This window comes from Sphingobium sp. LSP13-1-1.1, from assembly GCF_040676415.1.
Lineage (GTDB): Bacteria > Pseudomonadota > Alphaproteobacteria > Sphingomonadales > Sphingomonadaceae > Sphingobium.
Map to the genome: position 1 here is coordinate 89104 of NZ_JBEGHU010000078.1, position 26640 is coordinate 115743.

Sequence of the window (26640 nt, forward strand, 5' to 3'; positions counted from 1 at the left end):
AGAGATGCGATGATGAAGATCAGTGTCGATATTTTTCTCCTCTGGGGTCAGTGCGCATGAGTGAAGCCATAGCGTTCGATAGTGGCACGTTCCGGCGCGTGCTGGGCCATTATCCGACCGGAGTCTGCGTTGTGACTGCGGTGTCAGGTGATGATGCGCCTACCGGCATGGTCGTCGGCTCCTTCACCTCCGTTTCGCTCGATCCCCCGCTGGTCGCCTTTTTCCCGGCCAAGAATTCGCAAAGTTGGCCCCGGATCGAAAAGGCGGGGAAATTCTGCGTCAATATCCTTGCCAGCGACCAGAAGCCGCTCTGCCAGCAATTCTCGGCCAAGGGCGCGAACGACAAGTTCGCTGGCGTGACGCATCGCGTTTCGGCCAATGGTTCGCCGATACTGGACGGGGTGGTGGCGTGGATCGATTGCGGGCTGGAAGCCGTGCATGAGGCCGGCGACCATTATATCGTGCTGGGCCGGGTCATTGCGCTGGAGGTGGAAACGCCCGGCAAGCCGCTGCTTTTCTTCCAGGGCGGCTATGGGGAATTCGCCCATCTGAGCTGATGGGCTGCTTGCTCTGTTACTCCTGGTCGTCGCCCTTTAGAAGATGGGCGACGATCTGCGTGCGGTTGGACGCGCCGTTCGCCGTCATGATGGCCCGTACATGCACTTTCACCGTGCTTTCGCTGATGTTCAACCGGTGGGCGATATCCTTGTTGGAGGCGCCTTGCGCCAGCAGGCGCAGCACGTCGCGTTGCCTTTTGGTCAGCAGTTTGAACCTGTCGACTGCCAGCGCAATCCGCTCGGTCAGACCGTCGGTCTTGTCTGGCGGGCGCAGGTGCAAGGCGGCGGCGATCGCGGCCGGATAGACGGAAAGTCCCTCCTTCAACAGGGAAAGCACCCGGTGCATGGTGACGATGCCGGTGCTGGATCGCAACAGCGCCTGCGCCCCGGCCGCAATCGCCGTCTGCATCAATGCTTCATTGCCATGGTCCGCGATGACCAGGATCGCGGCTGTCGGCCATAGCTGCCTCGCCTGCGCGATCTGCAGCGGCAGGGCCGCATTTTCCAGTTCGGATTCGCCGGTCTGGAGCAGGACGATGTCGGGTGGATCGTGGGTTTCCCAATCATCCAGGCTGGATTGCTGCAATATCCGGACGCCTGCCGCCTCCAGCGCGACGGCCATGCACGCGCGACGCAGCGGGCTCCCGTCCAGGATCAGCAAGGTGAGACGGGGCGGATCCTCTTTGATCATAACGCTTTCGAAACCAAAAGGAGACGATGGCGCCTCCTCCAGGGGCGGCAGGCGACTCATGCAGCCTTGCGGGTGAAGAGGTTACGGACGCGCTCTGCCAGGCTGGGCCGAATGGGGAAGCTGTCGGAATAATAAGCGGCAGATCCCATATAGAACTGGACCGCGTCGCCATAACCGCGGCGGGCATGTTCCTCATAATCGACCTGGTTGAACACGGCGCCGACCACCTGATTGTTCACCATCTGGAGCGAGGCGCGCAACTGTTCGACCGTCGTATGTCCCCAGCGCACGACCATCAGCGTCGAATCCGCAAGGGAAGAGAGGGTGCGCGCGTCGCGTACGGCCAGGATGGCCGGCGCGTTGATGACGACCAGGTCGAAGCGTTCGCGCAGATCGTCCAGCAGCTGGCCGATCTGCCAGCCCTGAACGACGGCGGCCGGATTGCGGATCTGTTCCCGGGTGCTGAGAACGACGGGCATCAGCGCGACCGGCGCTGCACCCTTGGCCGCATCATGGTCGACATGGGGTTCGGCCTGGGGAATCAGGCGGCGGCTTTCACCGCTATGGGTCAGCACCTCGATCAGGTCGGGCGTGTCGGAACTGTCCTGGATCGAACGCAGGATGCTGGGTCCGGGGCGGCGCAGGTCGAGATCGACAACGATGGCGCGGCGCCCCATGGATGCGGCGGCTGCCGCCAGCGTCAGCGCGACGCTCGACTTGCCGTCGCCGGGCAGCGGCGATGTCACCAGCACCCGCTGGCTCGTCCCCTGATGCGGCAACTCCTCGATCTCGCTGGCAAGGTTGCGGGCGACTTCGGTGAACAGCGATTGCGGTTGCGTGATCACCGGATTGTCCTCGATCGTCGTGCCGATCGAATCCTCCAGCTTCGGCAGCATCGCCAGCGTCCGCAGAGCGAAGAGGCGGCGGAGTTGTTCGCCGCTGCGCAGCCGGTTGTCGAACATCTCGATCCCCAGCACGATCAGGAAAGCCAGGACAGAGGAGCCGACAAACGCAGCCAAGGCCATCTTCTTGGGTGCGGGCGCGACTGGCTGGAGCGGCACGGCGGCTGCAGAAACCATGGTGGAGTTGACGCCGGTGGTTTGCAATTCCGACTGCACCGTCTGGGCGCGCTGGGCCGTGGTCAGATAAGCCTGGCGCGCTACCTCAGCCCGACGGTCGAGGATGGAAAGGTCCACCAGATTGGCATTGTTGCGGAAAGCTGCGCCGGTCATGGCGTTGAGCTTCGCCTGCAACTGGCCTGCCCGGGCGGAGGCGGCACTTGCCTCCGCCAGCGCCATGGCCCGCTCGCGCCCGGCATCGGTGTCGTTTTTCGTCTGCTGGGTTGCGACGACGGCGCCGCGCTCCTGGATGAGAGCCCTTCCCACCTGGGCGATCTGCGCGGAGAGCGCCTGCATCTGCGGATGGTTTGCGCCCATCTGGACCGACATTTCGGAGCGTTGACGGATAAGGTCGTCATATTGCTTCGCCAGATTGTCGAGCGCAGGCGAGCTCGCGCCGGCCACTGTCCGCATGCTCGCGGCCCGGCTGACGCCGGCTGCCTGCGCCTGCATGGCGCTGCTCATCGCGGCGGTGGATGCTGCCTCCACGGCGATCCGGTTCATCTGCTGATAATCCTCCGCGCTCCCCGCGCCCATCGGCATCAGATGCTGCCGGCGGAAATCAGCGACGGCGCGTTCCGCCAGCTCAACCTCATGGGCGAGGCGCTTGGTCTCCTTGTCGAGCGCGGTGCTGAGGCCATCGCGCCATGTCTGGCGGCGTTGCGAGCGCATCTTCTGCAGGCTGTCGATGAAGCGATTGGCGATGCGCGCCGCCAGTTCGGCTTTTCGCGACTGAACGATGATGTCGATGAAGTCGGAATCGGTGGAGCTGACCACACGAGTGTTCTTCGTCAGCTGCACGGCGGCCTGCTGCACCGTCATCTGCACGCCATGGGTAAAGGCCGGGTTGCGGTTCAGGTTGAGGTCGCGCACCACTTGTTCCGCCAGCGCCTGCGATCGATACATGCGCGCCTCATTGGCGACGCGCTGCTGGTTGCGGGTGGCATCGGCCTGGTTGGAGCCGGTGGAATCGTTCAGCTCGACCTGCACGGTCGCCGTCGCCTCATAACGATTGGGCAGTTGCAACTGCACGATCAGCACGACCACGACGCACGCGCTGACGATGCTGGCCACCAGCTTCATATGGCGGCGGAGAAGAAACCAGATCTGGCGCGCCGACATCTGCTGCAACTCGAACGACAGGTCGCGCGGCTTTTCCGCTCCGCCGCCTGATGCGACGCCATCGACCAGAGTGAGCTGTGCAGACGCCATGATAGTCTCCCAATCGCATCGGGCGCGCAGACGCGCCCCGTCGTCAGGGCTGTCCCCAATGGAATCGATAGTGCGGGTTGCTGCGCAAGAGAGCAAAAGCGCATCGGGGACCGATGATGCGCATAGGTGCTAACCCTTCGGAACAGGATAGGGCCTCATGCTCCGGCTAGACATTTCTGATGTATGTCTGGCTATTCCGGATCGTCGATTTCGCGTCCTTGAACGAAAGTTGATCAAGGATAAGAACGCTCCGCACGAGGGGATCGGGACATGATTGCGGAGCATGCATATCAGGAACTGGAACCGGGCTCATTGGCCCGGCTGTTCAGTGCGGGCCATGTTGCGGTGCTTGTGCGCTGTCCCGACGTCCTCGCCGAATTGTGGCAGGGACTGCTGGAAAATCCGGATGAGCAGATGCCCTGGGAAGCGCCGCTGGTCGACATCGCCCGCAATTATCACGGCAGCGGCGACATCACGGCCAGCCTCGGCGATCTCTTCTATTTCCAGCCTGGGCATCACGGCTATATCGCCCGGAAAATGGCGTTATCGCGCGGGCAGGAAGAGGATCCTGTCACCATGCATCCCCCATCCTTCGTGCAGGGCAGGCGCCATTATGCGCCCGGTCCCGCGCTTCTGGACCAATGCTGGTCGATCGGCCGGCGGCTGATGATGGCGCTCGCGCCGGATGGCATGCCGCCCAGCGATATGCAGATCGTGGTACAGAGGCTGAAATATCAGGAAAGTGCAGGCGATTTCGACCGTCTGGGCGCGCTCGCCCGCAATTCGCTGGGGCGGTGGGGCCGGGCGGGCTGTGGCCTGGACGAAAGACGGTGGCAGGCGGCGGGCGTGCTCAGTCTGCGCGGGCTGTCTGACCTCTACGGGATGCTGGCCGATGCGCCGGGCGTGGGGCGGCTGCTCCGGCGGTTGAACCGGCTTTTTCTGCATGGCGACCGCCGCCGGGATATCGCGCCGGATCAAACGCTGATCGAGGGTGCGCATTTCGACCACCGCTATTTTTCGGCGCTTTGCGGCGAACGGTCGCAGATGCTGACACAGGTCTTTGCTGACGGACGATGGATCGATCTGCCGATCGACCGGGCGACGCTGGCGGTCTTTCCCGGCAGCATGGCCACGCAGGCCTATGGCGTGCGGCATGTGCTGCATCGTGTGCTGCATGTGGAGAAGCCGGGACAGGTCGGCGGCCGCAATCCTCGGACCGACAATGTGACGTTGCTGATCGGGGCGGCCTGATGGAGCACGGCCCGCTTAATGGCAGCAACTTGCCGGCCTATAGCTCCGGCAGGGGCTGAGGGCCCACCGGCCGCGCATAAATCAACGCCGCTGAGTCCGGCGCGGTCCTGCGGGGTACGTAGATGGTCGCCAGCGCGACCATCACCGGCATGATCCACATGCGCGAATACATATGCGGGTAGGACAGGGTGTAGATCAGGAACACCAGCACCACCGCCACCGCCATGGCGCCCTTGTCGCGGTTGACGCGCAGCCCGTTCACCGCCAGCAACCCGATCAGCCCCAGCAGCATGATCAGCCCGCAAAAGGCGATCGCTCCGCCCTCGTTCCAGATCAGCAGGAACAGGTTGTGCACCGGATTGTCATAGGCGCTGAGTTCGCGATAGCGGTCCACGCCCATGCCGATGACGGTATAGTCTTCGGCGAATCCCCAGGCTTCTTCCATGAGCTGCGAGCGGTTGAGGAATGTCCCCGCCTGATTGATGTCGCCGCTCTCCACCGCATTGCCGACGCGTTCCTGAAATGCCTTGGGCAACGGGGCGCCGCTGGCGAAGAAGAGCGCGGCGGCGACCCCGGCGGTCAGCCCCAGCCGGAAGATGTAGCGCACGCCCATCAGCAGCAATGTGGTGAAGATCGCCAGCAGCGAGGCCGAAAATCCGGTGAAGGACGCGCTCAGCATCAGGCCCCATAGCAGCAGGATCAGGCAGGCGACCCCGCCAAGGCCCCCGATCAGCCGGAAGCGCATCGAATAGAGCAGCATCGGGAGGGAGAAGGCGACGACCGCGCCATTGGGATTGGGCTGGCCCGCCATGGAACCCAGCCGCCCGTTGCCGGTGATGAAGCCGTCGCCGAGCCAGTGCAGGGTCTCGTGGAAGGTGAAAAAGAAGCTGGCCGTGATGCCCACCATTTCGGAACAGGTGATGCCCAGCATGAAGATCAGCGGCGCCTTGCGGATGGTGCCTTCCTCCTGCTGCATCAGCAGGATCGGAATGCACAGGAAGGCGACGGTATATTGCAGGGCGATGTTCACCCAACGCAGCGGATCGCCGTTGATGATGGACCCGATGAACAATCCGCCCAGCATCATCACCAGCCCAGCCAGCCAGAAGGGGGTGAGCGAGCGGAAAGGCGTGACGCTCAGCCGGCCGCGCAGGGCGGAAATGATGAAGCTGAGGAGGAAGAAGATATCGGAAAAGGTGAGGTTGATCTGGCCGACCCGCAACAGGCCCCAGCCGCTCAGGAAGATCGCGATCAGCAGGGAGGAACGCGCGATCCTGTCCCATGTCTGCTCATGCGCGGCCAGGATATTCGGCTTGGCGATCGCGGCGGACGCAGAAGGGGAAGGGCTGGCGAGAGTCGTCACGGTCCCGGAAGCTGCGCCTCGCGCCGCCGCCGCGCAAACGCCCTTCGGGGCAGGATGCAGGGCGATTCCAGCCAGCTCGCCTATCCGAATTTGCCGGAGGATCAGCCTTGTGATCCGTTGAAATGACCTCGCGACTGACGGGATAACGGCACCGAGCGCCGCCGGATCGGCAGGGCGTCTCGCGCGACAAGGATGACCTTGGTGACCGATGCGACACTGCCCCTGCGCAACAGCGAACCGCCCCCAAAGGCCGGGCAAGCCGCGATGTCCGCGTCGCCCGCTGCGCAGCAATCCGCCATCAAGCTGATCTATGTGGCCGGCTATGGACGCAGCGGGACGACCCTTCTGGACATCGCCCTGGGCGAGCATCCCATGATCATGGGCGCGGGCGAGGTGACCACACTGGCGCGGCATGTCTGGGAAAAGGGCGAATATTGCGCCTGCGGTGCGCAGGTGCGGGAATGCCCGCAATGGCAGGCGATCGTCGCGCGATGGACCCAGGGCGAACCCCAGGGCTTCCTGGACCGTTACCGTCGCGCGCAGGAACGGACGGAGACCCTGCTGGCGCCAGCGCGGCTGCTGCGGTTGCCGGGGTGGCGGGACCATGAGCGCCAGACGTTGAAATTGCTGCGCGGCATGGCATTGGCTTCGGGGCGGGCCGTGCTGGTCGATTCGTCCAAATTGCCGGGACGGGCCTTCGCGCTGGCGGCGATGCCTGGCATCGACCTGCACGTCGTGCATGTGGTGCGTGACGGGCGTGGCGTGGCCTGGTCGCTGATGAAGGGGCACAGGCGCAGCGTCGAGAAGGGGGTGCAACGCGACTTGCGGCCAAAACCCCTACTCTACACCGCTCTGCGCTGGGCAATGGTGAACATCGCGGCCGAACTTCTCTGTCGCCGGGTCGGGGCGGAGCGCAGCATCCGCGTGCGTTACGAGGATTTTGTCGATGACCCGCGCCGCACGATCGGGCGGATCGTCGCGCTGGTGGGCGAAGCGCCGCATCTACCGGCAACCGATCTTGCACCCTTCACGCCACAACATCAGGTCGCGGGTAGCCGCCATCGCATGCAGAAGGCACTCACGATCAGGGGCGACGACAAGTGGAAGAGGGAGATGCCGGGCTGGAAGCAGCGGCTGTTCACCCTGTTCTGTGCGCCCTTGCTGCGGCGCTATGGCTATACCTTGCGCAGTGGGGATGTCTCATGAGGCGGCGACTGACCGGGATGCTGCTGACCATCCTGATTGCGGGCTGTTCGGGTGCGGGCAGCGAGTCGCAGGCGCAGCCGGTAAAGGGCGAGCCGGCTTTTCCGGGCGCGGTGGGCTATGGCGCTGCGGCCAAAGGAGGGCGCGGCGGGCGGATCATCGCCGTCGACACCCTGGCCGACAGCGGGCCAGGCTCCCTGCGCGCCTGCATCGATGCCACCGGACCCCGCGTCTGCATATTCCGGGTAAGCGGAACCATCCGCTTCACCAGCCGGCCGCCGGTCATCGCCAACCCCTATCTCACCATAGCCGGCCAGACCGCCCCGGGCGGGGGCATCGTCATTGCACATGCTGGCGGCGAGGAAGGCCGCACCCCGATCCTCATCAAGAACACGCACGACATCGTCATCCGTCATGTCCGCGTGCGCAACGACCGCACCGGCACCCACCGCGGGTCGGAAGACAGTTTCACCATCGAAAACAGCCGTCAGGTCATCGTCGATCATGTGAGCGCAAGCTGGGCACGAGACGAACTGATCAACGGCTATGGCGACAATGACTGGATCACCATCAGCCATTCGATCTTTGCCGAGGGCATTCCGCGACACGACAAATGCGCCCTGCTGGCGAGCGATCCCAAGGGGCCGCAGCATCTGAGCTTCATTGGCAATATCTGCGCCCATAATGGCGACCGCAATCCCGACCTCAACTTTCCGCCAGGTTCCTGCGCGGAGGTGATCAACAATATCCTTTATAACGGCCAGTCGGAATTTGCCGAAATCTGGGAAAGTTTCGGCGGCGTGCCCGTCTCCCTGATCGGCAACAATTTCATTGCGGGGAAGAACACCCGGCCGGACACCGTCGGCGTTGCGCGCAATCTCATGGGGTCGAAGGGAAGGGCGAGGGTCTATCTGGCCGACAATCGCTTCGACGGCGACTTCGTTCATCTGTCGCCGCAGTTGAAGGAGGCGGAGGTGGACAGGCCGCCTTGCCCGCCGACCATCGCCGCCGAACCGGCGGATGCGGCCTATAAGGCGGTGCTGACCGAGGCTGGCGCCTTTCCCCGCGACCCGTTCGACAGGCGGATCGTCAAGCAGGTGCGAGAGCGCAAGGGGCATATCGTGAAGCAGCCCGGCATGATCGACGAACCGGAGCCGGGGACGCCCTATGCCGATGCCGACGGGGACGGCATGGACGACAGGTGGGAGGCGGAGCACGGCGCCGATCCCCGCAAGGCGGATCCCTGGGCCGATGCCGATGGCGACGGGCTGGCCAATCTCGACCAGTTTCTCGACCAGCGCGCGCGCGAACTGATGGACGCGGCGGCGCCATGAACGCGCCTTCGCCCACCCTGCAACCGGCAGTCGCGGCACAGGATGATCGGCTGCGCATCTGCTTCCCCTTCTCCGGCGACAGCATCGGCGGCAGCCATATTTCGGTGCGCGGGCTGATGGAGCATCTGGATCCGGCGCTATATCGTCCGGTGGTGGTGACCGAGGTGCCGGGCGGCATGATCGCCAATTTCTTCGCCGGGCATGAGCAGATGGACGATCCGGGTGCCCAGCGGCTGTTCGTGCCGGGCGAGGCCTTCACCGCCCGCAAATTCGCCCGGACGTTGACCGGCGTTCTACCTCGCGCCCGCTTCCTGCGGCGAAACCGGATCGACATCGTTCACGTCAATGACGGGCGGAGCAGCGCGAACTGGGCCCTGGCGGCGCGACTGGCCGGAGCTAAGCTGATCTGGCACCATCGCGGCGATCCCGGAGCGCTGGGATTGCGTCTGCTCGCGCCGGCGCTGGCGCATCGGGTGCTGGCGGTATCGTCCTTCGCCTTGCCGCCCGCCGGTCTCTGGTCGGCACGGAAGCGCGCCTCGGTGGTCCACAGTCCCTTCGACACGACGCTGGAGGTGGACCGGAGCAAGGCGCGCGAGGCGCTGATCCGCGAACTGGGGGTACCGCACGACACGCTGCTGCTGGGCTATTTCGGCGCTTTCGTACCGAGGAAGCGGCCCCTGCTTTTCGTCGACATGATCGCCCGGATGGGGGAGATCAGCCCGCGCCCCGTCATGGGCCTGATGTTCGGGCAGGCGCGGGTGCCCGCCATGGACATCGCCCTGCGCAAGCGGATTGCGGCGACTGGCGTGGAGGACCGGGTGAAGCTGATGGGCTATCGCACGCCCGGACCCTTCTGGATCGCGGCCTGCGATCGGCTTGTCGTGCCTGCCGTGGGCGAGCCGTTCGGGCGCACGCTGGTGGAGGCGATGCTGGTCGGCACGCCCATCGTCGCCGCCCGATCCGGTGGTAATGTGGAGGCGCTGGAAGGCGGCATCGGCCTGCTTGTCGAACCGGACGACGCCGGTGCGCTGGCGCGGGCCTGCATCGAGGGGAGCGACGCCGATGCCATGGCCCTGCGCGCGCAGGTCAATGCCCGCGCCCGCTTCAGCGAAGCGGCCCATTGCGCGCAGGTCAGCGCCATCTACAAAGCGTTGCGGCCATGATCGCGGTGGTGAGGCGGCATTTCCTGTGGGCGGCGCTGTTCAGCGCGCTCGCCAATCTGCTGTTCCTGGCGCCGACGCTCTACATGCTGCAAATCTATGACCGGGTGGTGCCGACGCGGGGCGGGACGACGCTGGCCTTCCTGACGCTGGCGCTGCTGCTGGCCTATGCCACCCTGTCGCTGCTGGAATATATCCGTTCGCGCATATTGGTGCGGGCGAGCATCGGGCTGGACCGCCGGCTGGCGCGGACGCTGATTGCAGCGACCCTGCGGCAACAGCCTGCCGACCGGGCCGGCCGTCGAAGTCGCCAGCCGATCCGCGAATGCGACCAGCTTCGCCAGACGCTGACCGGCCCGGGCATGTTCGCGCTGTTCGATGCTCCCTGGACACCAATCTATATTCTGGTCTGCGCGCTCATCCACCCGCTGATCGGCTTGATGGCGCTGCTGGGCAGCCTGGTGCTGGTCGCCGTCGCCTGGACGAGCGACCGGGCAACGCGCCAGCCCCTGTTCCGTGCGAATGCCGCGGCGAACCTGTCCTACAGCAGTCAGGAACAGACGATGCAGGGGGCCGAAGCAGTGCGCGCGCTGGGAATGCAGGGCGCGATGGTGCGACGGCATCTGGCCGAGCGGGAGGATATGCTCGCCTGGCAGGCAGAAGCCAGCTTCGCCGCCAGCAGCCGCATGGCGGCCAGCCGTTTTCTGCGCAACATGTTGCAATCCGGGGCGCTGGGACTGGGCGCGCTGCTGGCTATAGACGGGCAGATTTCGGGCGGCGCGATCTTTGCCTCCTCCTTCCTGCTGGGCCGGGCGGTGGCGCCGGTCGACCAGCTTGTGGGAAGCTGGCGCAGCATAATCGCGGCGCGGGCATCCCATGGGGAGATCATGGCCTGGATCGACGGCGCGCTGGACGATGTGCCGCAAACCGGCCTGCCCCGTCCAAAGGGCAGGGTCGACGTGGAGCGCGTGACCATAGAGGATCCGCATTCGCAGCGGCTGATCCTCAACAACCTGTCCTTTGCGATCGGCCCCGGCGAGATGGTCGCGGTGATTGGCGCCAGCGGCGCGGGAAAATCGACCCTGGTGCGGCTGGTAGCGGGCGCCATCGCCTGCGACCAGGGCGAAATCCGGATCGACGGGGCTGAGCGGTCGCAATGGGATGGCGACGCGCTGGCTGTGCATGTCGGCTATATGCCGCAGCAGCTTTCCCTCTTTGCGGGGTCGATCCGCGACAATATCGCGCGCTTTGCAGATCCCGATATGGACGACCGCATCGATGCGGACGTCATCGCGGCGGCGCAGGCATGTGGCGCGCATGAGATGGTCCTGCGCCTGCCTCAGGGCTATGACACGATGCTGGGCTGGGGCGGGATGGGCCTGTCCATGGGCCAGACGCAACGCATCGCGCTGGCCCGCGCCCTGTTCCGCGATCCGGCCGTACTGATCCTGGACGAACCCAATGCGCATCTCGACTCTGATGGCGAAGCGCAACTGGTCGCCGCGCTGGTCAAGGCGAAGGCGCGAGGGGCGGCGATCATGGTGACTGCGCATCGCACCGGCCTGCTGGGTCCGGCGGACCGGATCCTGGTGCTGGACAATGGTCGCATGCGAATGAGCGGGCCGCGCGATCAGGTGCTGGGCGCATTGACCCGGCCCCGCCCTGCGCCGGTCGCGGGAGTGGGCTGATGCTGATGCGAACGACGCAGCCCCTGTTATTGCCTTCGCCGGATGGGCGGTCCGCGGTGGCGGCAGATCCCCGGTCGGAGATACGGGGCGGGCTGGCGGTGGCCGCCGCCTTCTTCCTGCTGTTTCTGGGATGGGCGGCCTTCGCCCGGCTGGACGCGGCGGCGCTGGCGCCTGGGCGCACGACCGTGGCAGGCCAGAGGCAGAGCGTACAACATCGTGACGGCGGCATCGTTGCGGCCATATTGGTCAAGGAAGGCCAGGCAGTCCGGCAGGGCGAGGTGCTGATCCGGCTCGCCGCGCCCGCCGTCGCCGCGCAGGAACGGGTGCTGGCTTCCCAGGCGATCTGGCTGATCGCGCAACGCGCCCGCCTGCGCGCCGAACAGGCCGGAACCGGCATGGAGGTGCCGGTAGAGTTCCGCAATCTGACGGGGGACGACCGCGCCGATGCGCAGGCCGCCCTGCGGGCGCAGCGGGCGCAGATGGCTGCACGGTCGGCGCTGCTCAGCACGCAGCAGGGCGTGGCGATGCATGAGGGGAGTCAGGCGGGGTCCCAGGCGGTGGGCTATCGTGAACAGGTCGCGTCGGTGATCGAGCAGGAGCGGCTCATCACCGACGAGTTGGACAGCCTGCGCACCGTGGCGGAGAAGGGCTTTGTCAGCAAGACGCGCATCCGGGCGCTCGAGCGGGCGAAGGCGGATCTGGTCGGCCAGCAAGGCCGTCTGCGCGCGGCGCGCGACAGTGCCGCCAACATGGTGGGCGAGGCGCGGCTGAAGGCGTTGGAGGCGAAGCAGAATCTGCAGGAAAAGGTCACTTCCGACCTGCGCGATACCGAAGCGCTGCTGGGTGATGTGCTGCCGAAATGGAGTGCTGCGCGGGACGAACTGGCCCGGACGCAGGTCCGCGCGCCAGTGAGCGGGACGGTCGTTGGCCTCAGCGTGCACACTATCGGCGGGGTTATCGCGGCCGGGCAGACGTTGATGGACATCGTGCCGCGCGCTTCCGCCGTGGTGATCGAGGCCCGCTTTTCCCCGACCGACGTCGACGATCTGGCGGTGGGGCAAAAGGCGGAGATCCGCTTCGCCGGCTTTCCTGGACGCAGTCTGCCGATCATCGAGGGCAAGCTGACGCGCCTGTCCGCCGACAGCTTCGTAGAGGAGAAAACGGGCATCGCCTATTTTCTGGGGGAGGTGACGATCGCGCCTGATCAGATTGCGCTGATCCGCGATTATCGCGAAGGGGATTTTGCGATGAAGCCGGGCATGCCGGTGGAGGTGGTCGTACCGCTGCGGCGGCGAACGGCGCTGCAATATATGATCGACCCGCTCACCGATACGATGTGGCGGTCCTTCCGGGAGCAATAGGAGCCATTCCTACACCCATTGGCGCACTCCCGAAGACGTAGGCGCTATCCCTAAGACCCCACCGCCCCGGCACGGTTTCCCGCTAAGGAATTCAGACCTTTCACAAGGACGCTGGACAGGGGGCGAACATGGCAAATTTCTTCAACGTGGTGGGAAGTCAGACCATCACGGCAGGCAATGAGAAAGACCAATTCTTCGCCTTCACCCGGCTCGCCAATCTGGACTATGTGCGCCCCGATGCAGTGATGGCGCAACTGGTCTGGAATTCGGCGATCCTCACGGGCAGCGGCACGGCCTATCAACTCACGGCCACCAACATCCAGATTTCCATGGACCTGCTGATGGGAGGCACGGGCACGGACGTCATCTACGGATCCAATTTGTCCGACGCCATCTTCTACAATAATGGCGTGATTTCGGGGGGGGTCGGCAGCTTCGACAATATCGAGCAGTTCTGGCTGGGGGACGGAGACGACATCATCGACCTGACCGCGCATGGCGCGGGCGGGATCGACTATGCCAAAGACGTGCTGGTCCAGGCAGGTCTTGGCAACGACATCATCATCGGCGGCGCGGGCAAGGACAATCTGCAGGGCGACGGCGGCAACGACATCATCTTCGGCTGGCGCGGCAGCGACACGATATCCGGCGGGGCAGGGGACGACCTGCTCTACGGCGATGATTTGGGCTTCAACGGCATATCCGGGGACGATACCATCGACGGCGGCACGGGCAACGACATCCTCTATGGCGGCCGCGGCAGCGACAAGATGACCGGCGGCGACGATGACGACATTCTCTACGGTCAGGCGGGCGGCGACAATATGTCGGGCGGCAGCGGGAACGACCTGCTCTATGGCGACGATGCCGACACCAACAGCAATGATACGCTGAACGGTGACGCGGGCAATGACCAGCTTTATGGCGGCGCGGGCAGCGATGAACTCTATGGTGGCACTGGCGACGACCTGCTGGATGGCGGCACCGGCAACGATTACATGCATGGCGGAGCGGGCGACGATACGATCCTTGCAGGTGCAGGCAATGACGTGATCGACGGCAGCGCCGATATCGATACGGTCGTCTTTTCCGGCAACCGGATGGACTATATCTTCACGCTCCAGACAGATGGCAGCTATGTTGCGGTCGACCAGCGCGCAGGCTCTCCAGAGGGCAGCAAGACGATCCGCAATGTTGAATATTTCCAGTTCGCGGACATGACAACGCCCTCGACCGCGCTGAACGCGCCGCCCGTCATCACCTCGAACGGCGGCGGTTCCAGCGCGTTGCTGACGGTCGATGAGAACGGCACCGCCGTCACCACGGTCATCGCGACAGATCCCGACATGGGGCAGACGATCGCCTTTTCCATCGTCGGCGGAGCGGATGCGGCGCTGTTCACGATCGACGCGGTGACGGGCGAATTGCGTTTCCTTGTGGCACCCAATTTCGAAAGCCCGGCCGATGCCGACCACGACAATGTCTATGATGTGATCGTTGCCGCCAATGACGGCAATGGCGGCATGGATACGCAGGCGCTTTCCGTGACCGTGAACGACGTGCCCGATGGCTTTGCGCCGGTCATCACCTCCAATGGCGGGGGGGCGAGCGCGGCGATCACGGTCAATGAGAATGCGACCGCCGTGACCACGGTAGCCGCCACGGATGCGGACGGCCCGTCGATCAGCTACGCGATTGTTGGCGGGGCCGATGCCGAGCTCTTCGCCATCGATACTGCGACAGGTGCGCTGACATTCAAGGCCGCCCCCGATTATGAGGCGGCCGCCGACGCCGATCACGACAATGTCTATGACGTGATCGTGCAGGCGAGCGATGGCTCCAACGCGGACCAGCAGATACTGGCCGTGACGGTCGCCAATCTCAACGACAACGCGCCGGTGCTGATGTCCTATGCCGGGGCGGCTTCGGTTGCCGTTTCCGTGGCGGAAAACAGCTTGCTCGCCGCGACGGTTCAGGCCAGCGACGCTGACGGCACGGCGCTCAGCTACAGCATCAGCGGCGGCGTCGATGCGGCGCTGTTCACCATCGATGCCGCGACCGGTGCGCTGAGTTTCAAGGCGGCGCCCGATTTTGAAGCGCCCAATGACAGCAATGGTGACCGCATCTACAATGTCGTCGTCAGCGCCAGCGACGGCAGCAACAGCGTCTCGCAGACCCTGGCAATCAGCGTCACAAATGTGAACGACAATGCGCCAATCATCACCTCCAACGGCGGCGGCGCGTCGGCATCGATCAACATGGCGGAAAATGCCAGCGCCGTGACCGTGGTGGCCGCCAGCGACGCGGACGGGACCACGCCCGGCTTTGCGATTTCGGGGGGAGCCGATGCGGCGCTGTTCACCATCGATCCGGTGACCGGCGCCCTGTCCTTCATCAACGCCCCGGATTTCGAGAACCGGGTCGATGCCGATGGCGACGGCGTCTATCAGGTGACGGTACGCGCAACCGACGGCAGCAACTTCGATGATCAGCTGCTGTCGATCACCATCACCGACGTGGCTGAAAACGGGCGGACGATCACGGGATCCTCGGGCAACAACACGATCAGCCCGACGACCACCGTGCTCGCCTACCAGACCACGGCGCTCAACGACACCATCTACGCCCTTGCCGGCAACGACGTCATCGATGGCGGGGTGGGCGCCGACTATATGGACGGGGGTGCGGGTAACGACATCTTTTATGTCGACACCTGGTCGGATGACGGCTTTGACGGCAATGACGATCAGGTGATCGAACTGGCCGGTGGCGGCAGCGATCTCGTCTATGCTTCGGTCAGCTATCGCCTGGCCGCCAATGTCGAGAAATTGACGCTGACCGGCGCGGCGTCGATAAACGGCATGGGCAATGAGCTCGCCAACACGATCACCGGCAATGATGCGGCGAACATGCTGTCAGGCGGCGCGGGAGCCGACATTCTGTATGGCATGGGCGGCAACGACACGCTCGATGGCGGCGACGACAATGACAATCTGTTCGGGGGCGACGGCAATGACGTGCTGCTGGGCGGCGCGGGCAATGACTATCTGGACGGTGGTGCCGGCGCGGACAGCCTGATCGGTGGAGACGGTGACGACAGCTATATCGTCGACAGCTGGTCCGATGACGGCAACAGCGCCAATGACGACCTGATCTTCGAACTGGCGGGTGGCGGTAACGATCAGGTCAACGCTTCGGTCACCTACAAGCTGGCGGCAGAGATCGAGAAACTGGTTCTTACCGGCACCGACAATATCGACGGCACCGGCAATGATCTGGCCAACAACATCACCGGCAACAGCGGCAATAACAGCCTCTGGGGCGGCCTGGGCAACGATATCATATTGGGCAATGGCGGCGGCGACCGGCTCTATGGCGAGGACGGGCAGGACAGCCTGGACGGCGGCGCGGGCAATGACCTGCTGGACGGCGGTGCGGCGGGCGATACGCTGAAGGGCGGAGCGGGCAGCGACACGCTGATCGGCGGCGCGGGCAAAGACGTGCTGACCGGCGGGACGGAAGCGGACGTGTTCGTGTTCAATCGCGGGGACACAACGCTCAACACGTCCAGCTATGACCGCATAACCGATTTCAAGGCGAGCGAGGGCGATCGCATCGACCTCGACTTCCTGAACGGCAGTCTGGCTGCCGCCGATTATGCGGAAAAGGCGATAGCGACCAATGTTTTCGCCGATGCGCTGGCGGCCGCGAACACGACCGCCGGGGTCAATCATGTGACTTTCGTCGCCGGGACGACCGACGGCTGGATTTTCTACGATGCCAATGGCGATGGCGCATTCGACCAGAGCGTTCAGCTGGTCGGGGTCAACACCCTGGCCGGGGTCGATGCGAGCAGCTTCTTCTAGATTGGTTTCGATCTGATCAGATCGACCGCTCAAATGACATAAGCAGCCGAGCCGATCAAATCGGCTCGGCTGCCATATTTTTTGAGCCGTCCTTTTCTGGAACGAAAGATGACGCTGCCTGCCGAGTTCGACGGCCAGGCAGCATGCCACCGTCGCGGGCACTTATTTCTGACCTTACCGCGGCGGACGGGGAATGCGCCGGGCGAGTCACCGCCCGGTTGGCTCATCCGATGCTCGCCGCGACCGGCCGAACCCTCGCCCTTCGCAACCAGGCGACGTCCAGCAACACTGCCGTCACCACGCCCAGGATGACATGGGCCATATTACCGCCAATGGGTCCATAACGGGGAACGGCATAGGCCGCGACCGCCACGAACAGCGCCGTGCCGAAGCCCGAGATCGCAAGAACGGTCCAGCTTCGGTTCATGGCCAGCATGGCCGATCGGGAAGGCGCCGCATGCAGCATCAGCATCACGGCGACCAACTGTGTCAGCAGCAGGATATAGGTTTCCGAATAGGCGACGCCCGGCCCGATGCGGATGAGCAGCGGACCCAGCAGCCAGGCCCCGGCGAGCATGGTGAAGCCGACCGCCGCCAGCGCCATCTGCACCTGCAGCGTGGCCGCCCGGAAGGTTCGGATGTTGCCATTGGCCCACATGCGGGCAACGTCGGGATAGACGACAGCCTGCACCTGCGCGCCCACCTGCGTCGCGACCTTCGCGATGCGCTTGGCGAGATAGTAGACCGCGGCGGCCGAACTGCCCGCCACGGCGCCGACGAACAGCGAGTCCGCTTCCGTGGTGATGACGCGCAGCGTCAGCGACAGGTTGGTCGAGCAGGCAAAACCGAAGAAGCCGGGGAAGTCGCTCACCAGGCCCTTCAGCCGGGCATGCAGCGGATTGGGTATTCCCATCTTCCGCAGGGCCCGGAAACCGACCCAGAAGACCAGAACGGAACCCAGCGCCTGCGAAACCGTCCACGCCACCATGAAACCGATGATGCCGGCATGGGTCACCATGCAGAGGAAGGCCAGCAGGATGCGCAGCACATTGCCCGCAACCTGCGCATAGGCCAGCATCTTGAACTGGCCGGACAGGCGCAGCGCCGCGGTCGGCACGCCGGCGATGTTGAACAGGGTTGCGACCGAATAGATCGCCACCAGTTCGACATGCAGGGGCTTGAGGCCGAAGAGCGGCCCGAACAGCCATGCCAGACTGACCGCACTGAGCGCCGCGACTGCCGCAGCGCCGATGTCCAACATCAGCCCATAGCAATACAGCCGCTGCATTCGCCGTGTTGAACCCTTCGCCTCTTCCTCCACGGCGAACCGGATCAACGGCTGCCAGGATTCGAAGCGCAGAATTCGTTCCACCACGCGATTATAGGACAGCACCAGAACCATGACGCCATAGGTCGCTGGTCCCAGGGATCGGGCGGCCATCGCCACGCTGACCAACATGATCAACGCGTTCAGGAAATTGCCTGACAGCAAATGCCCGATTGCGATCAGCCGGTTCCGAGTCCCCTTTACCAGGAAATCACCGAACCGGCCGCGCAACATGGGCAGGGCGCGCGCTGTCAGCGCGCCCCTTATGTCATATGCCATGACGATCCCCCCATTTGGGGTCGTGAAGATCAGGCGCGGTTAGCCACGCCGGCCATTTCCAGGACAGGAAGCTGCGCTGGATGAGGTATGGCGGCAGGAAGTTCAGGTTCGACCTCCGTCACGCGTCCGCGCATGCCGTGATTGGCTGCCCAGATCGCCGCCTGGGTCCGGTTCTTGACGCGCAGCTTGCGCAGCACGGCCTTCACATGGACCTTTACGGTTGCCTCGCTGATGTCCATCCGCTTGGAAATGACCTTGTTGGGGCATCCCATGATGAGCCAGCGTAGGATTTCCAGTTCCCGATCGGACAGGCAGGCCGCATCCACCGGACGTTCGACCTCCAGAGCATCGGTCAGACTGGGCCGGGATTGCAGCTCGTCCGCCAGTTGCGGCGGAAGAACGCGCTCGCCCATGGCTACCAGCCGCAGAGTCGCCACGAGTCGGTCGCAGGAGATTTCCTTGACGATATAGCCCAAGGCCCCCAGACGGAACGCCTTCAACATGATCTGAAAATCAAATCGGTCCGACAACAGGACAAGATAGGAACAGGGAAAGCGCTTCTGCAGAACGGAAAGCGTTTCGAGGTCCATGGATTCGGTGCCGTCGTCGATCAGGAGCAACGATGGTCCCGGATCCTCTTCCGGCACCTCAACTTGTTGAAGTACAGTCGCAATATTTGGGTATTGAGTTACGCGGAAATCCTGTTCCATCAGGATACGGCTCAGCCCTTCCCGAACGATTGCATTACCGCACAACAGACGCACATTAACTGGGTACGACATTGGGTGGTCCCCTCATGATCTCCTCTACCTTCGTAAGCAGGCCCCAAACGAAATGTAGAAGACCAGTAATCAAATGCCTGTAGTGCGACCCTTTCTTTTCGTTTCAACAACTTATCAGTAGCATATTTTTGCCGCGAGAGTCCCTTAATGTACACTGGAAATTTCGGGTGCAAACGACCAGAGGTTAACGCATTGTTAAAATAATGTAATTTTGCCGCACTGCGGAATTTTTCCGCGCTCGCAGCAGTTCTGATTACCACTTTGGTAGTATGCCAACGGTCTGGAGGACAGAAAAGGCGGCTATCGGACATCGCGACTGATTCGCCTTTTTCGCAACATAAGTTAGTTAATTTGTCGAACCAGAACAAATGCTTCCGCCGCGATTCGATATACGGTGGCGCCCCTCAGGGTTGCCAGTGCCCGGATGGCCTCCACCGACCTTTCGTCGGGGCTTGGTTTGACCTGAGACTCGAATGACTGGAAGGCGGCGATCTTCGTTTCTATGGTTTCGCTGATGTCCACGAACATGTTCGGAATGAAGGCGGGCGTGACGCCGGGCGCCAGCCAGTTGGTCTCCGACAGCGTTTCATAGGCCAGAACACAGGCGGGGCCGCCGGGCCCGCGCGGCCGGGCATGGACCAGGGCAGCGTTGAATACGATCTGATGGTCCAGATGGATATCGCCGACGAATGGGATCAGCAGCAGGTCGGGCTTGATGCGGGACAACGCATCCGACAGCGCCGCGTTGAGTTCGCTTCGCCTGACCTGGTCCAGGGCGGCGGCGGGAAAATCCAGGAACTGGGTGTCGGTCACGCCGATCATCCCATGCGCGCGCAGGGTTTCGGAGCGGATCTGCCGCACCAGTTCCTCGTCGAACAGCGGCGGCTGTCCCCGGGTGACGACGACGACATGCACCTCCGCCCCCGCCGCCGCGGCGCGCGCCATGGTGCCCCCGCATCCCAATATCTCGTCGTCGGGATGGGGGGCGACCACTGCGATCCGATGGGCATTGAAAGGCAGCGACATTGATTATTCCCCCAGAATGGCGTGGAGTTTGGGCGGCTTTTCAGGACCGCCCCATTGCGTGACGTCAATCGCGGTCCGCTGACCGCACAGGATGGTGAAGCCATCGGCAGATCGCGCTACAACCTGCCCCGGCAGGGCCGCGTGACGCCCGCCCATGTCGGACGATGTCGCCGACCAGATGACAAGGTCCGCGCCGTTCGATCGGGTGAAGGCGCCGGGATAGGGGTGGCCAGTGGCGCGGATCAGACGCAACACGTCGCCGGCCGGCTGCCGCCAGTCGATCAGCCCGTCCGTCGGAGTGCGGCGCGCGGCCCAGGTGGCGCAATCTTTGTCCTGCGCCATGCGCGGCATCTCGCCCGCGGCCATCCGCTCCAGCGTGCGGTCCAGCATGACGGCCAGAGCCTGCATATGCTTGGCATAGAGCGACGCTGCGGTTTCATCCGGCGCGACATGGAAGAATTGCTGGTCGACTATGTCGCCCGTGTCCGTGCCCTCGTCTATCCAGAACAGGGTTCCGGCCGTGATCGGTTCCTGCTGCAGGATCGTCCACGGAATCGCCGCGCGACCGCGCAGCCGGGGCAGGGCCGCGGGATGATAGCCGACCACCCGATCGGGAAAGAGCGCGCGAAAGGCGGCCCCGCAAATCTGCGACCAGCCCATGACGAAAGCCATGTCGGCGCCGGCATCGCGGATCGCGGCGAGCGCTTCCTCCCGGTTGATATTGTCGACATGGATGATCGGGCAGCCTTCGCGCCGCGCCGCCGGTCCCAGGTCGACAAAATCGGAATGGCGCGCCGCCAGCGCGGGATCGAGCGTGACAAGCGCGGCGATGTCCCACGCCGGATGGCGGGCGATCGCTTCGAAGGCGATCCGCGTGGTTTCAACTGCCCCAATGAGGAGGGCGCGCTTCGTCGGCATGCCAGTCGATCCTTTTTTCACCGCCGACCACGACCAGCAGCGTGCGGGCGATGATCTGCGCGTCGAGACGGGCGCTGCGGTGGCGTACGTACCAGAGGTCGAAGCGCAGCTTTTCCTCGACGGCCAGCAGCGTATTGCCGCTGACCTGCGCCAGACCCGTCAGTCCGGGCCGCACCTTGCCGCGCTCCACGCCGTCGCGACCCATGGCGGCGATGCTATGGGGCAGCAGCGGCCGGGGACCGACGAAATCCATGTCGCCGCGGGCGATGTTGATCAGCTCGGGCAATTCATCCAGCCGGGAACGCCGCAGGAATCGCCCCAGCGCCGGTGTCCGCTGCGCATCGGGCAACGGGTCGCCGCGGCTGTCGCGCAGGTCCCGCATGCTGCGGAATTTGATCATGGCGAAGGGCTGGCCGCCCAGACCGCTTCGGACCTGGCGAAACAGCACGGGCCGCCCCAGGCCGACCAGTACCAGCAAGGACAGCAGCAGCAGCAGGGGAGCGAGCAGCGCGAGAAGAGCCATCGCCAGCCATGCCGAAGGGCGCAGGCAGGCGGTCATGCGCGTTCCGGTACCAGCAGCGCTGGTGGCGGCACGGACTGGGGCGGCGTGTGCGCTGCGCTTTGCAACTGCATGGTTTCCAGCAGCAGCGCATTGACCTTGTCTACATCATAGACGTCGACCGCTGTCTGCCGCGCCGCCCCGGCCATGGCGGTGACGCGCTGCGGATTTGCGATCATCGCTTCCATGGCATCCGCCAGTGCTGAGGCGTCGCGCGGCGGCACCAGCAGGCCGTTGACGCCATGTCTGATAGGATCACGGCAGCCCGGCATGTCGGTGGTGATGACGGGCCGTCCGGTCGCCAGCGCTTCCAATATCGTGCGCGGCAACCCTTCCCGATAGAAGGACGGCAGTACGAAGGCATGGGCCGAAGCGATGAAGGGCCGCACGTCGCGCGTCTCCGGCAGGAATTCGATCAGCCCCGCCTCGCGCCATCGGTCAAGATCGGCAGCGGTGTAGCCGGTGGGATTTTCCGTCTCGGGCCGGGTCAGCAGCAGGAAACGCACGTCGGGGTGCCGGGCGCGGACGATGCGGGCCGCCTCGACATATTCGCCGACCCCCTTGTCGCGCATCAGGCGGCCCATCATCAGGAAGGTGAAGGGCCCCTTCGGCAGGGGCTGCTCGGCAAAATGGCGCAGGTCGATGCCCGAGCCGGGAACCTGCATCACCCGCTGTGTCGGCGAAACGATCCCGCTTTCCTGCATCAGCCGGTGATCGTCGCTGTTGAATACGAAGATGCACCGCGCCTGGGCGATGCCGATCCGGTAGAGGCGCGATACGACGCTTCTCAGCCAGCGGCGGCCGTCTGCCTCCTCGCTGAACACATAGCCAAGGCCGCTCATGATCGAGAAATAGCGGGCCCGGCTCCACAGCCGTGCAGCCAGCCCGCCATAGATGATCGGCTTCTGCGTATAGGCGACGACCACATCGGGCCGTTCAGCGCGCATCAGGTGCCGATAATGGAGCAGGGTGCGGACGTCGTGCAGCGGATTGGTGCCGGCCCGCGCCATGGGCGTCCGACGGAAGCGCACGCCCATCCGCGCCAGCCGCTCCAGCACCTCCGGCTCCTCGTCGGGGGCGCAGGCGACGACCTCGTGCCCCTCCTCGATCATCCGCGCGATCAAAGCGCCGCGGAAGTTGATCAGCGACCAGGACAGGCTGGAGAGGATAACGACTTTCATGGCGCCTATGCCTCCCGCTTTCCGCCTGAACCCATTGCGTATCGAGGATGGGAGGTATCACAGCCCCTTCCGCTGCTCGGCGGTGCATCGGTAGATTACCCCTTTGAGGCAAGGCGGCTCCCCTCCGCGCCCGCCATTGGCCCGTTTCTGCCAACATGGGGCCTGCCGCATAGCCCCAATGGGCGACCGGACGCGCCGGGCGGGCCCGGGGTGGGATAAAGGATAGTGTCCGCTCGACCGATTACCGGAATGCCCTTGTTTCGATAGCTTCAAATGCACCGGCGGTTGTGGACGGCACGCAGGGCGGCGCCTCCAGGCAGCCTTCAGCCCCCGCAACCGGCGGACCATGGATCGGAGACATCGGAATGCCGAACATCGCATCAGCCAGGCTGGACGGGACCGAAAGCGTCGTTCAAACGCCGCCCGCCGCCATGCTTCTGCGGCTGGACGCGGCAGCCCGCGCCTTCGCGGCGCAGGGCCCGGCGCGTTTCCGCGCGATCAGGCTGGCCGTCATCCTGGCGCTGGATGCGCTGATCATGCTCGGCAGCTTCCTTCTTTCGCGGCTGATCCTGTCCGACCTGCCCATGCCCGGGACGCTGATGGAACCCTGGTTCATGACCCTGTTCGTCGGCGTTAACCTGGCTGCATTGTTCGTCGTGGGCACCTATCGGCAAAGCTGGCGCTTCCTGTCGCTCGCGGATGCGCTGTCGCTCGCGGTCAGCCTGCTCGCCAGCAGTTGGCTAATATGGATGATCACCGCCGGGCTGCTGGCGCCGCAGAAGATGATGCGCGGGCCGATGACCGTCTTCCTGACCGTCGACGTGCCGTTGACGGTCGCCGCGCTGCTGGTGGTGCGCGTGTTGCGGCGGCAGTTCTTCAAGCATGTCCGGGCGGCGCGGTTGCGCCGGACCGTGCAGGCGCGCCGCCGCATCCTGTTGCTGGGCGAACTGGACTGGGCACGGGTGATGGCCGATCTCGTGCCCACCGACACCCAGTCCGGGCTGGAGATTGTCGGCGTCATCTCCTTCGACGGGCATGAGCGGCGGCTAAACCTGGGTGGCCTGCCCATATTGGGATCGCCCGACATGCTGCCCCGGATCGTCGCGGATCTGGACCGCGCGGGCAGGCGGCCCGTCAGCCTGGTGGTGCAGGAAAGCAGCGAACGGCTCGACCGGCAGCAGATATTGCGCATCGCGGCGCTGGCGGAACAGGAAAATCTGGTCGTCTCGCGCTTCCGCAATCCCTGGACCAGCGCGCAGCCGCTGACCGGCGACCGCATGGCGATAGAGAAGATGCCGCTCGCGGAATTGCTGGGGCGTCCGGAAATCACGGTGCAGCACAGCTATCTCGAGCGGGTCGTCACCGGGGCGCGGATCATGGTGACGGGCGCGGGAGGCACCATCGGCGGCGAGCTGGTGCGCCAGCTTGCCTATTATGCGCCGGCGGAGATCGTGCTGCTCGATCACAGCGAATATAATCTCTACACCATAGAGATGGAGGCCCGGGAGAAATTCCCCCATGTCCGCTTCCATGCCGAACTCTGCTCGATCCGCCAGCGCCCCGCGCTATGGCAGGTGTTCGAGCGGCGGCGGCCGGAAATCGTCTTCCACGCCGCTGCGTTGAAGCATGTGCCGATGGTGGAGGCCAATCCCTGCGCGGGCGTGCATACCAATGTGCTCGGCACCCGCAACGTTGCCGACGCGGTGTGCGAGTTCGAGGCGCGGGCGATGGTCCAGGTGTCGACCGACAAAGCGGTCAACCCGGTCGGCCTGATGGGCGCGACCAAGCGGCTGGGCGAGCTGTACTGCCAGGCGCTCGACCTGATCGGCAGTTGCGATCCGGACAGCCCCCGCTTCCTGACGGTGCGTTTCGGCAATGTCCTGGGATCCAGTGGCTCATTGATCCCGCTGTTCCAGCAGCAGATCGCCAGCGGCAAGCCGCTGACCGTCACGCATCCGGACATAGAGCGCTTCTTCATGACGGTGCAGGAGGCGGTGCTGCTGATCCTGCAAAGCAGCGCCCGCGCACTGGAGACGGATTCGGAGCGCGGCACCATCTTCGTTCTCGACATGGGCGAGCCGGTCAAGATCGTGGAGATCGCTCGCCGCGTCATCCGCATGGCGGGACTGCGGCCGGAAATCGACGTGCCGATCAAGTTCATCGGGCTTCGTCCAGGGGAAAAGCTGTTCGAGGAACTGTTCGACAGCAGCGAGGACAAGATCGAAAGCGCGATTCCGGGTATTTTCGAGGCCATGCCATCCCCGATTCCGCTGGAGATGCTGGTGGAGGGCTTTGCCCAGCTCGCCCGGCTGATCGCGGTGGGTGACGCGGATGAGCTTGTCCGGCTGACACACGAAATGGTCGCTGCTTCCGCCAGCTCGCGCTGGGCGGAGATATTGCGGCGGCTGGCGGCGGAAAGTTCCGACACGCTGCTGATGATGCCGCCGCGCCCGACGGATATTCCGGCCGCCCTGACCCCGCCGCTGCCGCGCGATGTCGCCTGACCTTTTTGGGGGAAACCAAGATGCAAGCCGTGCCTGCGCAAGCCCATATTCAGTCCCCTGTTCCGCTGCGCCTCAGCCCGCTTGACCATGCCGCGTTGCGTTGGCCGCAGCATGAGCCGGACGAGATCGCGGCGGTGACGCGGGTTCTGGAAAGCGGGCGGGTCAATGCCATGGTCCATGGCGAGCAGAACCGCGCCTTCGAAGCGGAATTCGCGGCGTTTTGCGGCATGCCCCACGGCGTCGCGGTCAGCAATGGGACGGTCGCGCTGGAACTGGCATTGCGGGCGCTGGGCATCGGGGCGGGCGATGAGGTGATCCTGCCCTCGCGCAGCTTCTTTGCCAGCGCGGCCTGCATCGTCGCGGTCGGCGCGACGCCGGTCTTTGCAGACATCGACCCGATCAGCAACGCCATTGATCCTGACTCCGCCCGCCGGATGCTGTCGCCGCGCAGCCGGGCGATATTGTGCGTGCACCTGGCCGGCTGGCCCTGCGACATGGCGGCGTTGCGCGCGCTGGCCGATGATCACGGCCTGTGGCTGATCGAGGATTGCGCGCAGGCGCATGGCGCGACCCTTCATGGCCGTCGGGTGGGCAGCTTCGGGGATGCCGCCGCCTTTTCCTTCTGCACCGACAAGATCATGTCCACGGGCGGCGAGGGCGGCATGCTCCTGCTGCGGCAGGAAGCGCACTGGAAACGGGCCTGGGCCTATAAGGACCATGGCAAGAACCCCGAAAAATTCTTTACGCCGGCCACGACGAGCGGTTTCCGCTACCTGCACGACAGTTTCGGCAGCAATTGGCGGATGACGGAGATGCAGGCCGCCATCGGGCGGGCGCAGCTCGCCAAGCTGCCCCGCTGGCTGGCCGCCCGGCGCGACAATGCCGCAACCCTGATGCGCCTGCTGCGCGCCAATCCGGCGGTGGAGGTGCCCGATATTCCGCCGGAGGTCGGCCACGCCTTCTACCGGCTTTATGTGACCGTTGCGGCCGACCGGCTGGGGGAGGCGGGGACCACGCCGATCATTGGCCGGATGATGCAGATGGGCATGCCGGTGGGCAGCGGTTCCTGCGCCGATATGACGCGCGAAGTCGCCTTTGCGGGTCGGAACGTCCGCCGCGACGGCGCTCTTCCGATCGCGCAGGATCTCGGCCGCCGCAGCATAGCCTTTCCGGTGGATCATCTGCTGGATACGGAAGACATGCACCGCCTGGCGAACTGCCTGGAGATCGCCATGGCGGAACTGTCCTGTTGACGAAGGG

Annotated in this window: 19 protein-coding genes; 10 read left to right on the forward strand and 9 right to left on the reverse strand. The window is 64.6% G+C overall.

The genetic code is table 11. The annotated features are described in order from the left end of the window. Window positions 1–56 precede the first annotated feature (56 nt). A complete protein-coding gene (locus MRBLSP13_RS21225; protein WP_363739666.1) occupies window positions 57–557 on the forward strand; it encodes a flavin reductase family protein in 501 nt (166 codons plus the stop codon). 16 nt (window positions 558–573) lie between these two features. On the opposite strand, the gene MRBLSP13_RS21230 is transcribed toward MRBLSP13_RS21225, so the two are convergent. Beyond that, complete coding sequence (locus tag MRBLSP13_RS21230) at window positions 574–1248, reverse strand: response regulator transcription factor (protein WP_363739665.1); 675 nt, start codon at window positions 1246–1248, stop codon at window positions 574–576. A gap of 56 nt (window positions 1249–1304) precedes the next feature. Continuing rightward, the gene (locus tag MRBLSP13_RS21235; protein WP_363739663.1) at window positions 1305–3578 is read right to left on the reverse strand and encodes a GumC family protein; all 2274 of its coding nucleotides are present in this window, start codon (window positions 3576–3578) and stop codon (window positions 1305–1307) included. A gap of 270 nt (window positions 3579–3848) precedes the next feature. Between MRBLSP13_RS21235 and MRBLSP13_RS21240 the strand changes: the two genes are divergently transcribed. After that, complete coding sequence (locus tag MRBLSP13_RS21240; protein ID WP_363739662.1) at window positions 3849–4829, forward strand: 2OG-Fe(II) oxygenase family protein; 981 nt, start codon at window positions 3849–3851, stop codon at window positions 4827–4829. 37 nt (window positions 4830–4866) lie between these two features. Here the strand turns inward: MRBLSP13_RS21240 and MRBLSP13_RS21245 are convergent, their stop codons facing one another. Next, window positions 4867–6192, reverse strand: a complete 1326-nt coding sequence (locus MRBLSP13_RS21245) for an O-antigen ligase family protein (protein ID WP_363756505.1) — start codon at window positions 6190–6192, stop codon at window positions 4867–4869. A gap of 192 nt (window positions 6193–6384) precedes the next feature. On the opposite strand from MRBLSP13_RS21245, the gene MRBLSP13_RS21250 reads away from it, so the two are divergent. The 6 genes from MRBLSP13_RS21250 to MRBLSP13_RS21275 all read left to right on the forward strand — a co-directional run bounded on the left by MRBLSP13_RS21250 (window position 6385) and on the right by MRBLSP13_RS21275 (window position 16804). Further along, a complete protein-coding gene (locus MRBLSP13_RS21250) occupies window positions 6385–7398 on the forward strand; it encodes a sulfotransferase family protein (RefSeq protein ID WP_363756507.1) in 1014 nt (337 codons plus the stop codon). Continuing rightward, window positions 7395–8729, forward strand: a complete 1335-nt coding sequence (locus MRBLSP13_RS21255) for a pectate lyase family protein (protein ID WP_363756509.1) — start codon at window positions 7395–7397, stop codon at window positions 8727–8729. Before MRBLSP13_RS21250 ends, MRBLSP13_RS21255 begins: the two co-directional genes overlap by 4 nt. Further along, window positions 8726–9892: a glycosyltransferase family 4 protein gene (locus MRBLSP13_RS21260; protein WP_363756511.1), complete on the forward strand. Its 1167-nt coding sequence runs from the start codon at window positions 8726–8728 to the stop codon at window positions 9890–9892. The genes MRBLSP13_RS21255 and MRBLSP13_RS21260 overlap by 4 nt, the downstream gene beginning before the upstream one ends. Then, window positions 9889–11577 (forward strand): type I secretion system permease/ATPase, encoded by a 1689-nt coding sequence (locus MRBLSP13_RS21265; protein WP_363756513.1) that lies wholly within the window; start codon window positions 9889–9891, stop codon window positions 11575–11577. The genes MRBLSP13_RS21260 and MRBLSP13_RS21265 overlap by 4 nt, the downstream gene beginning before the upstream one ends. Then, window positions 11577–12938 (forward strand): HlyD family type I secretion periplasmic adaptor subunit, encoded by a 1362-nt coding sequence (locus MRBLSP13_RS21270; protein WP_363827154.1) that lies wholly within the window; start codon window positions 11577–11579, stop codon window positions 12936–12938. The genes MRBLSP13_RS21265 and MRBLSP13_RS21270 overlap by 1 nt, the downstream gene beginning before the upstream one ends. A 128-nt stretch (window positions 12939–13066) precedes the next feature. Then, complete coding sequence (locus tag MRBLSP13_RS21275) at window positions 13067–16804, forward strand: cadherin domain-containing protein (RefSeq protein WP_363739648.1); 3738 nt, start codon at window positions 13067–13069, stop codon at window positions 16802–16804. A 223-nt stretch (window positions 16805–17027) separates the two neighbouring features. Here the strand turns inward: MRBLSP13_RS21275 and MRBLSP13_RS21280 are convergent, their stop codons facing one another. The 6 genes from MRBLSP13_RS21280 to MRBLSP13_RS21305 all read right to left on the reverse strand — a co-directional run bounded on the left by MRBLSP13_RS21280 (window position 17028) and on the right by MRBLSP13_RS21305 (window position 22876). Beyond that, the gene (locus MRBLSP13_RS21280; protein ID WP_363739646.1) at window positions 17028–18410 is read right to left on the reverse strand and encodes a lipopolysaccharide biosynthesis protein; all 1383 of its coding nucleotides are present in this window, start codon (window positions 18408–18410) and stop codon (window positions 17028–17030) included. A gap of 29 nt (window positions 18411–18439) precedes the next feature. Further along, a complete protein-coding gene (locus MRBLSP13_RS21285) occupies window positions 18440–19030 on the reverse strand; it encodes a response regulator transcription factor (RefSeq protein ID WP_363739644.1) in 591 nt (196 codons plus the stop codon). Window positions 19031–19534: 504 nt separating this feature from the next. After that, the gene (locus tag MRBLSP13_RS21290; protein ID WP_363756517.1) at window positions 19535–20218 is read right to left on the reverse strand and encodes a PIG-L deacetylase family protein; all 684 of its coding nucleotides are present in this window, start codon (window positions 20216–20218) and stop codon (window positions 19535–19537) included. A 3-nt stretch (window positions 20219–20221) separates the two neighbouring features. Continuing rightward, the gene (locus MRBLSP13_RS21295; RefSeq protein WP_363756519.1) at window positions 20222–21136 is read right to left on the reverse strand and encodes a formyltransferase family protein; all 915 of its coding nucleotides are present in this window, start codon (window positions 21134–21136) and stop codon (window positions 20222–20224) included. After that, window positions 21099–21695: a sugar transferase gene (locus MRBLSP13_RS21300; protein WP_363756521.1), complete on the reverse strand. Its 597-nt coding sequence runs from the start codon at window positions 21693–21695 to the stop codon at window positions 21099–21101. Before MRBLSP13_RS21300 ends, MRBLSP13_RS21295 begins: the two co-directional genes overlap by 38 nt. Further along, window positions 21692–22876 carry a glycosyltransferase family 4 protein gene (locus MRBLSP13_RS21305; RefSeq protein ID WP_363756523.1) on the reverse strand — a complete coding sequence of 395 codons (1185 nt, stop codon included), beginning with the start codon at window positions 22874–22876 and terminating at the stop codon, window positions 21692–21694. The genes MRBLSP13_RS21300 and MRBLSP13_RS21305 overlap by 4 nt, the downstream gene beginning before the upstream one ends. Before the next feature lie 365 nt (window positions 22877–23241). Between MRBLSP13_RS21305 and MRBLSP13_RS21310 the strand changes: the two genes are divergently transcribed. After that, window positions 23242–25380 carry a polysaccharide biosynthesis protein gene (locus MRBLSP13_RS21310; protein WP_363739634.1) on the forward strand — a complete coding sequence of 713 codons (2139 nt, stop codon included), beginning with the start codon at window positions 23242–23244 and terminating at the stop codon, window positions 25378–25380. 20 nt (window positions 25381–25400) lie between these two features. Continuing rightward, the gene (locus tag MRBLSP13_RS21315) at window positions 25401–26633 is read left to right on the forward strand and encodes a DegT/DnrJ/EryC1/StrS family aminotransferase (RefSeq protein WP_363756525.1); all 1233 of its coding nucleotides are present in this window, start codon (window positions 25401–25403) and stop codon (window positions 26631–26633) included. Window positions 26634–26640 lie beyond the last annotated feature (7 nt).

What these genes read in the sequence shown, in the direction of transcription:
- MRBLSP13_RS21225 (WP_363739666.1), top strand. Translation starts at nt 57, where the DNA reads ATGAGTGAAGCCATAGCGTTCGATAGTGGCACGTTCCGGCGCGTGCTG.
- MRBLSP13_RS21230 (WP_363739665.1), bottom strand. Translation starts at nt 1,248, where the DNA reads ATGATCAAAGAGGATCCGCCCCGTCTCACCTTGCTGATCCTGGACGGG.
- MRBLSP13_RS21235 (WP_363739663.1), bottom strand. Translation starts at nt 3,578, where the DNA reads ATGGCGTCTGCACAGCTCACTCTGGTCGATGGCGTCGCATCAGGCGGC.
- MRBLSP13_RS21240 (WP_363739662.1), top strand. Translation starts at nt 3,849, where the DNA reads ATGATTGCGGAGCATGCATATCAGGAACTGGAACCGGGCTCATTGGCC.
- MRBLSP13_RS21250 (WP_363756507.1), top strand. Translation starts at nt 6,385, where the DNA reads ATGACCTTGGTGACCGATGCGACACTGCCCCTGCGCAACAGCGAACCG.
- MRBLSP13_RS21255 (WP_363756509.1), top strand. Translation starts at nt 7,395, where the DNA reads ATGAGGCGGCGACTGACCGGGATGCTGCTGACCATCCTGATTGCGGGC.
- MRBLSP13_RS21260 (WP_363756511.1), top strand. Translation starts at nt 8,726, where the DNA reads ATGAACGCGCCTTCGCCCACCCTGCAACCGGCAGTCGCGGCACAGGAT.
- MRBLSP13_RS21265 (WP_363756513.1), top strand. Translation starts at nt 9,889, where the DNA reads ATGATCGCGGTGGTGAGGCGGCATTTCCTGTGGGCGGCGCTGTTCAGC.
- MRBLSP13_RS21270 (WP_363827154.1), top strand. Translation starts at nt 11,577, where the DNA reads ATGCTGATGCGAACGACGCAGCCCCTGTTATTGCCTTCGCCGGATGGG.
- MRBLSP13_RS21275 (WP_363739648.1), top strand. Translation starts at nt 13,067, where the DNA reads ATGGCAAATTTCTTCAACGTGGTGGGAAGTCAGACCATCACGGCAGGC.
- MRBLSP13_RS21280 (WP_363739646.1), bottom strand. Translation starts at nt 18,410, where the DNA reads ATGGCATATGACATAAGGGGCGCGCTGACAGCGCGCGCCCTGCCCATG.
- MRBLSP13_RS21290 (WP_363756517.1), bottom strand. Translation starts at nt 20,218, where the DNA reads ATGTCGCTGCCTTTCAATGCCCATCGGATCGCAGTGGTCGCCCCCCAT.
- MRBLSP13_RS21295 (WP_363756519.1), bottom strand. Translation starts at nt 21,136, where the DNA reads ATGCCGACGAAGCGCGCCCTCCTCATTGGGGCAGTTGAAACCACGCGG.
- MRBLSP13_RS21300 (WP_363756521.1), bottom strand. Translation starts at nt 21,695, where the DNA reads ATGACCGCCTGCCTGCGCCCTTCGGCATGGCTGGCGATGGCTCTTCTC.
- MRBLSP13_RS21305 (WP_363756523.1), bottom strand. Translation starts at nt 22,876, where the DNA reads ATGAAAGTCGTTATCCTCTCCAGCCTGTCCTGGTCGCTGATCAACTTC.
- MRBLSP13_RS21310 (WP_363739634.1), top strand. Translation starts at nt 23,242, where the DNA reads ATGCCGAACATCGCATCAGCCAGGCTGGACGGGACCGAAAGCGTCGTT.
- MRBLSP13_RS21315 (WP_363756525.1), top strand. Translation starts at nt 25,401, where the DNA reads ATGCAAGCCGTGCCTGCGCAAGCCCATATTCAGTCCCCTGTTCCGCTG.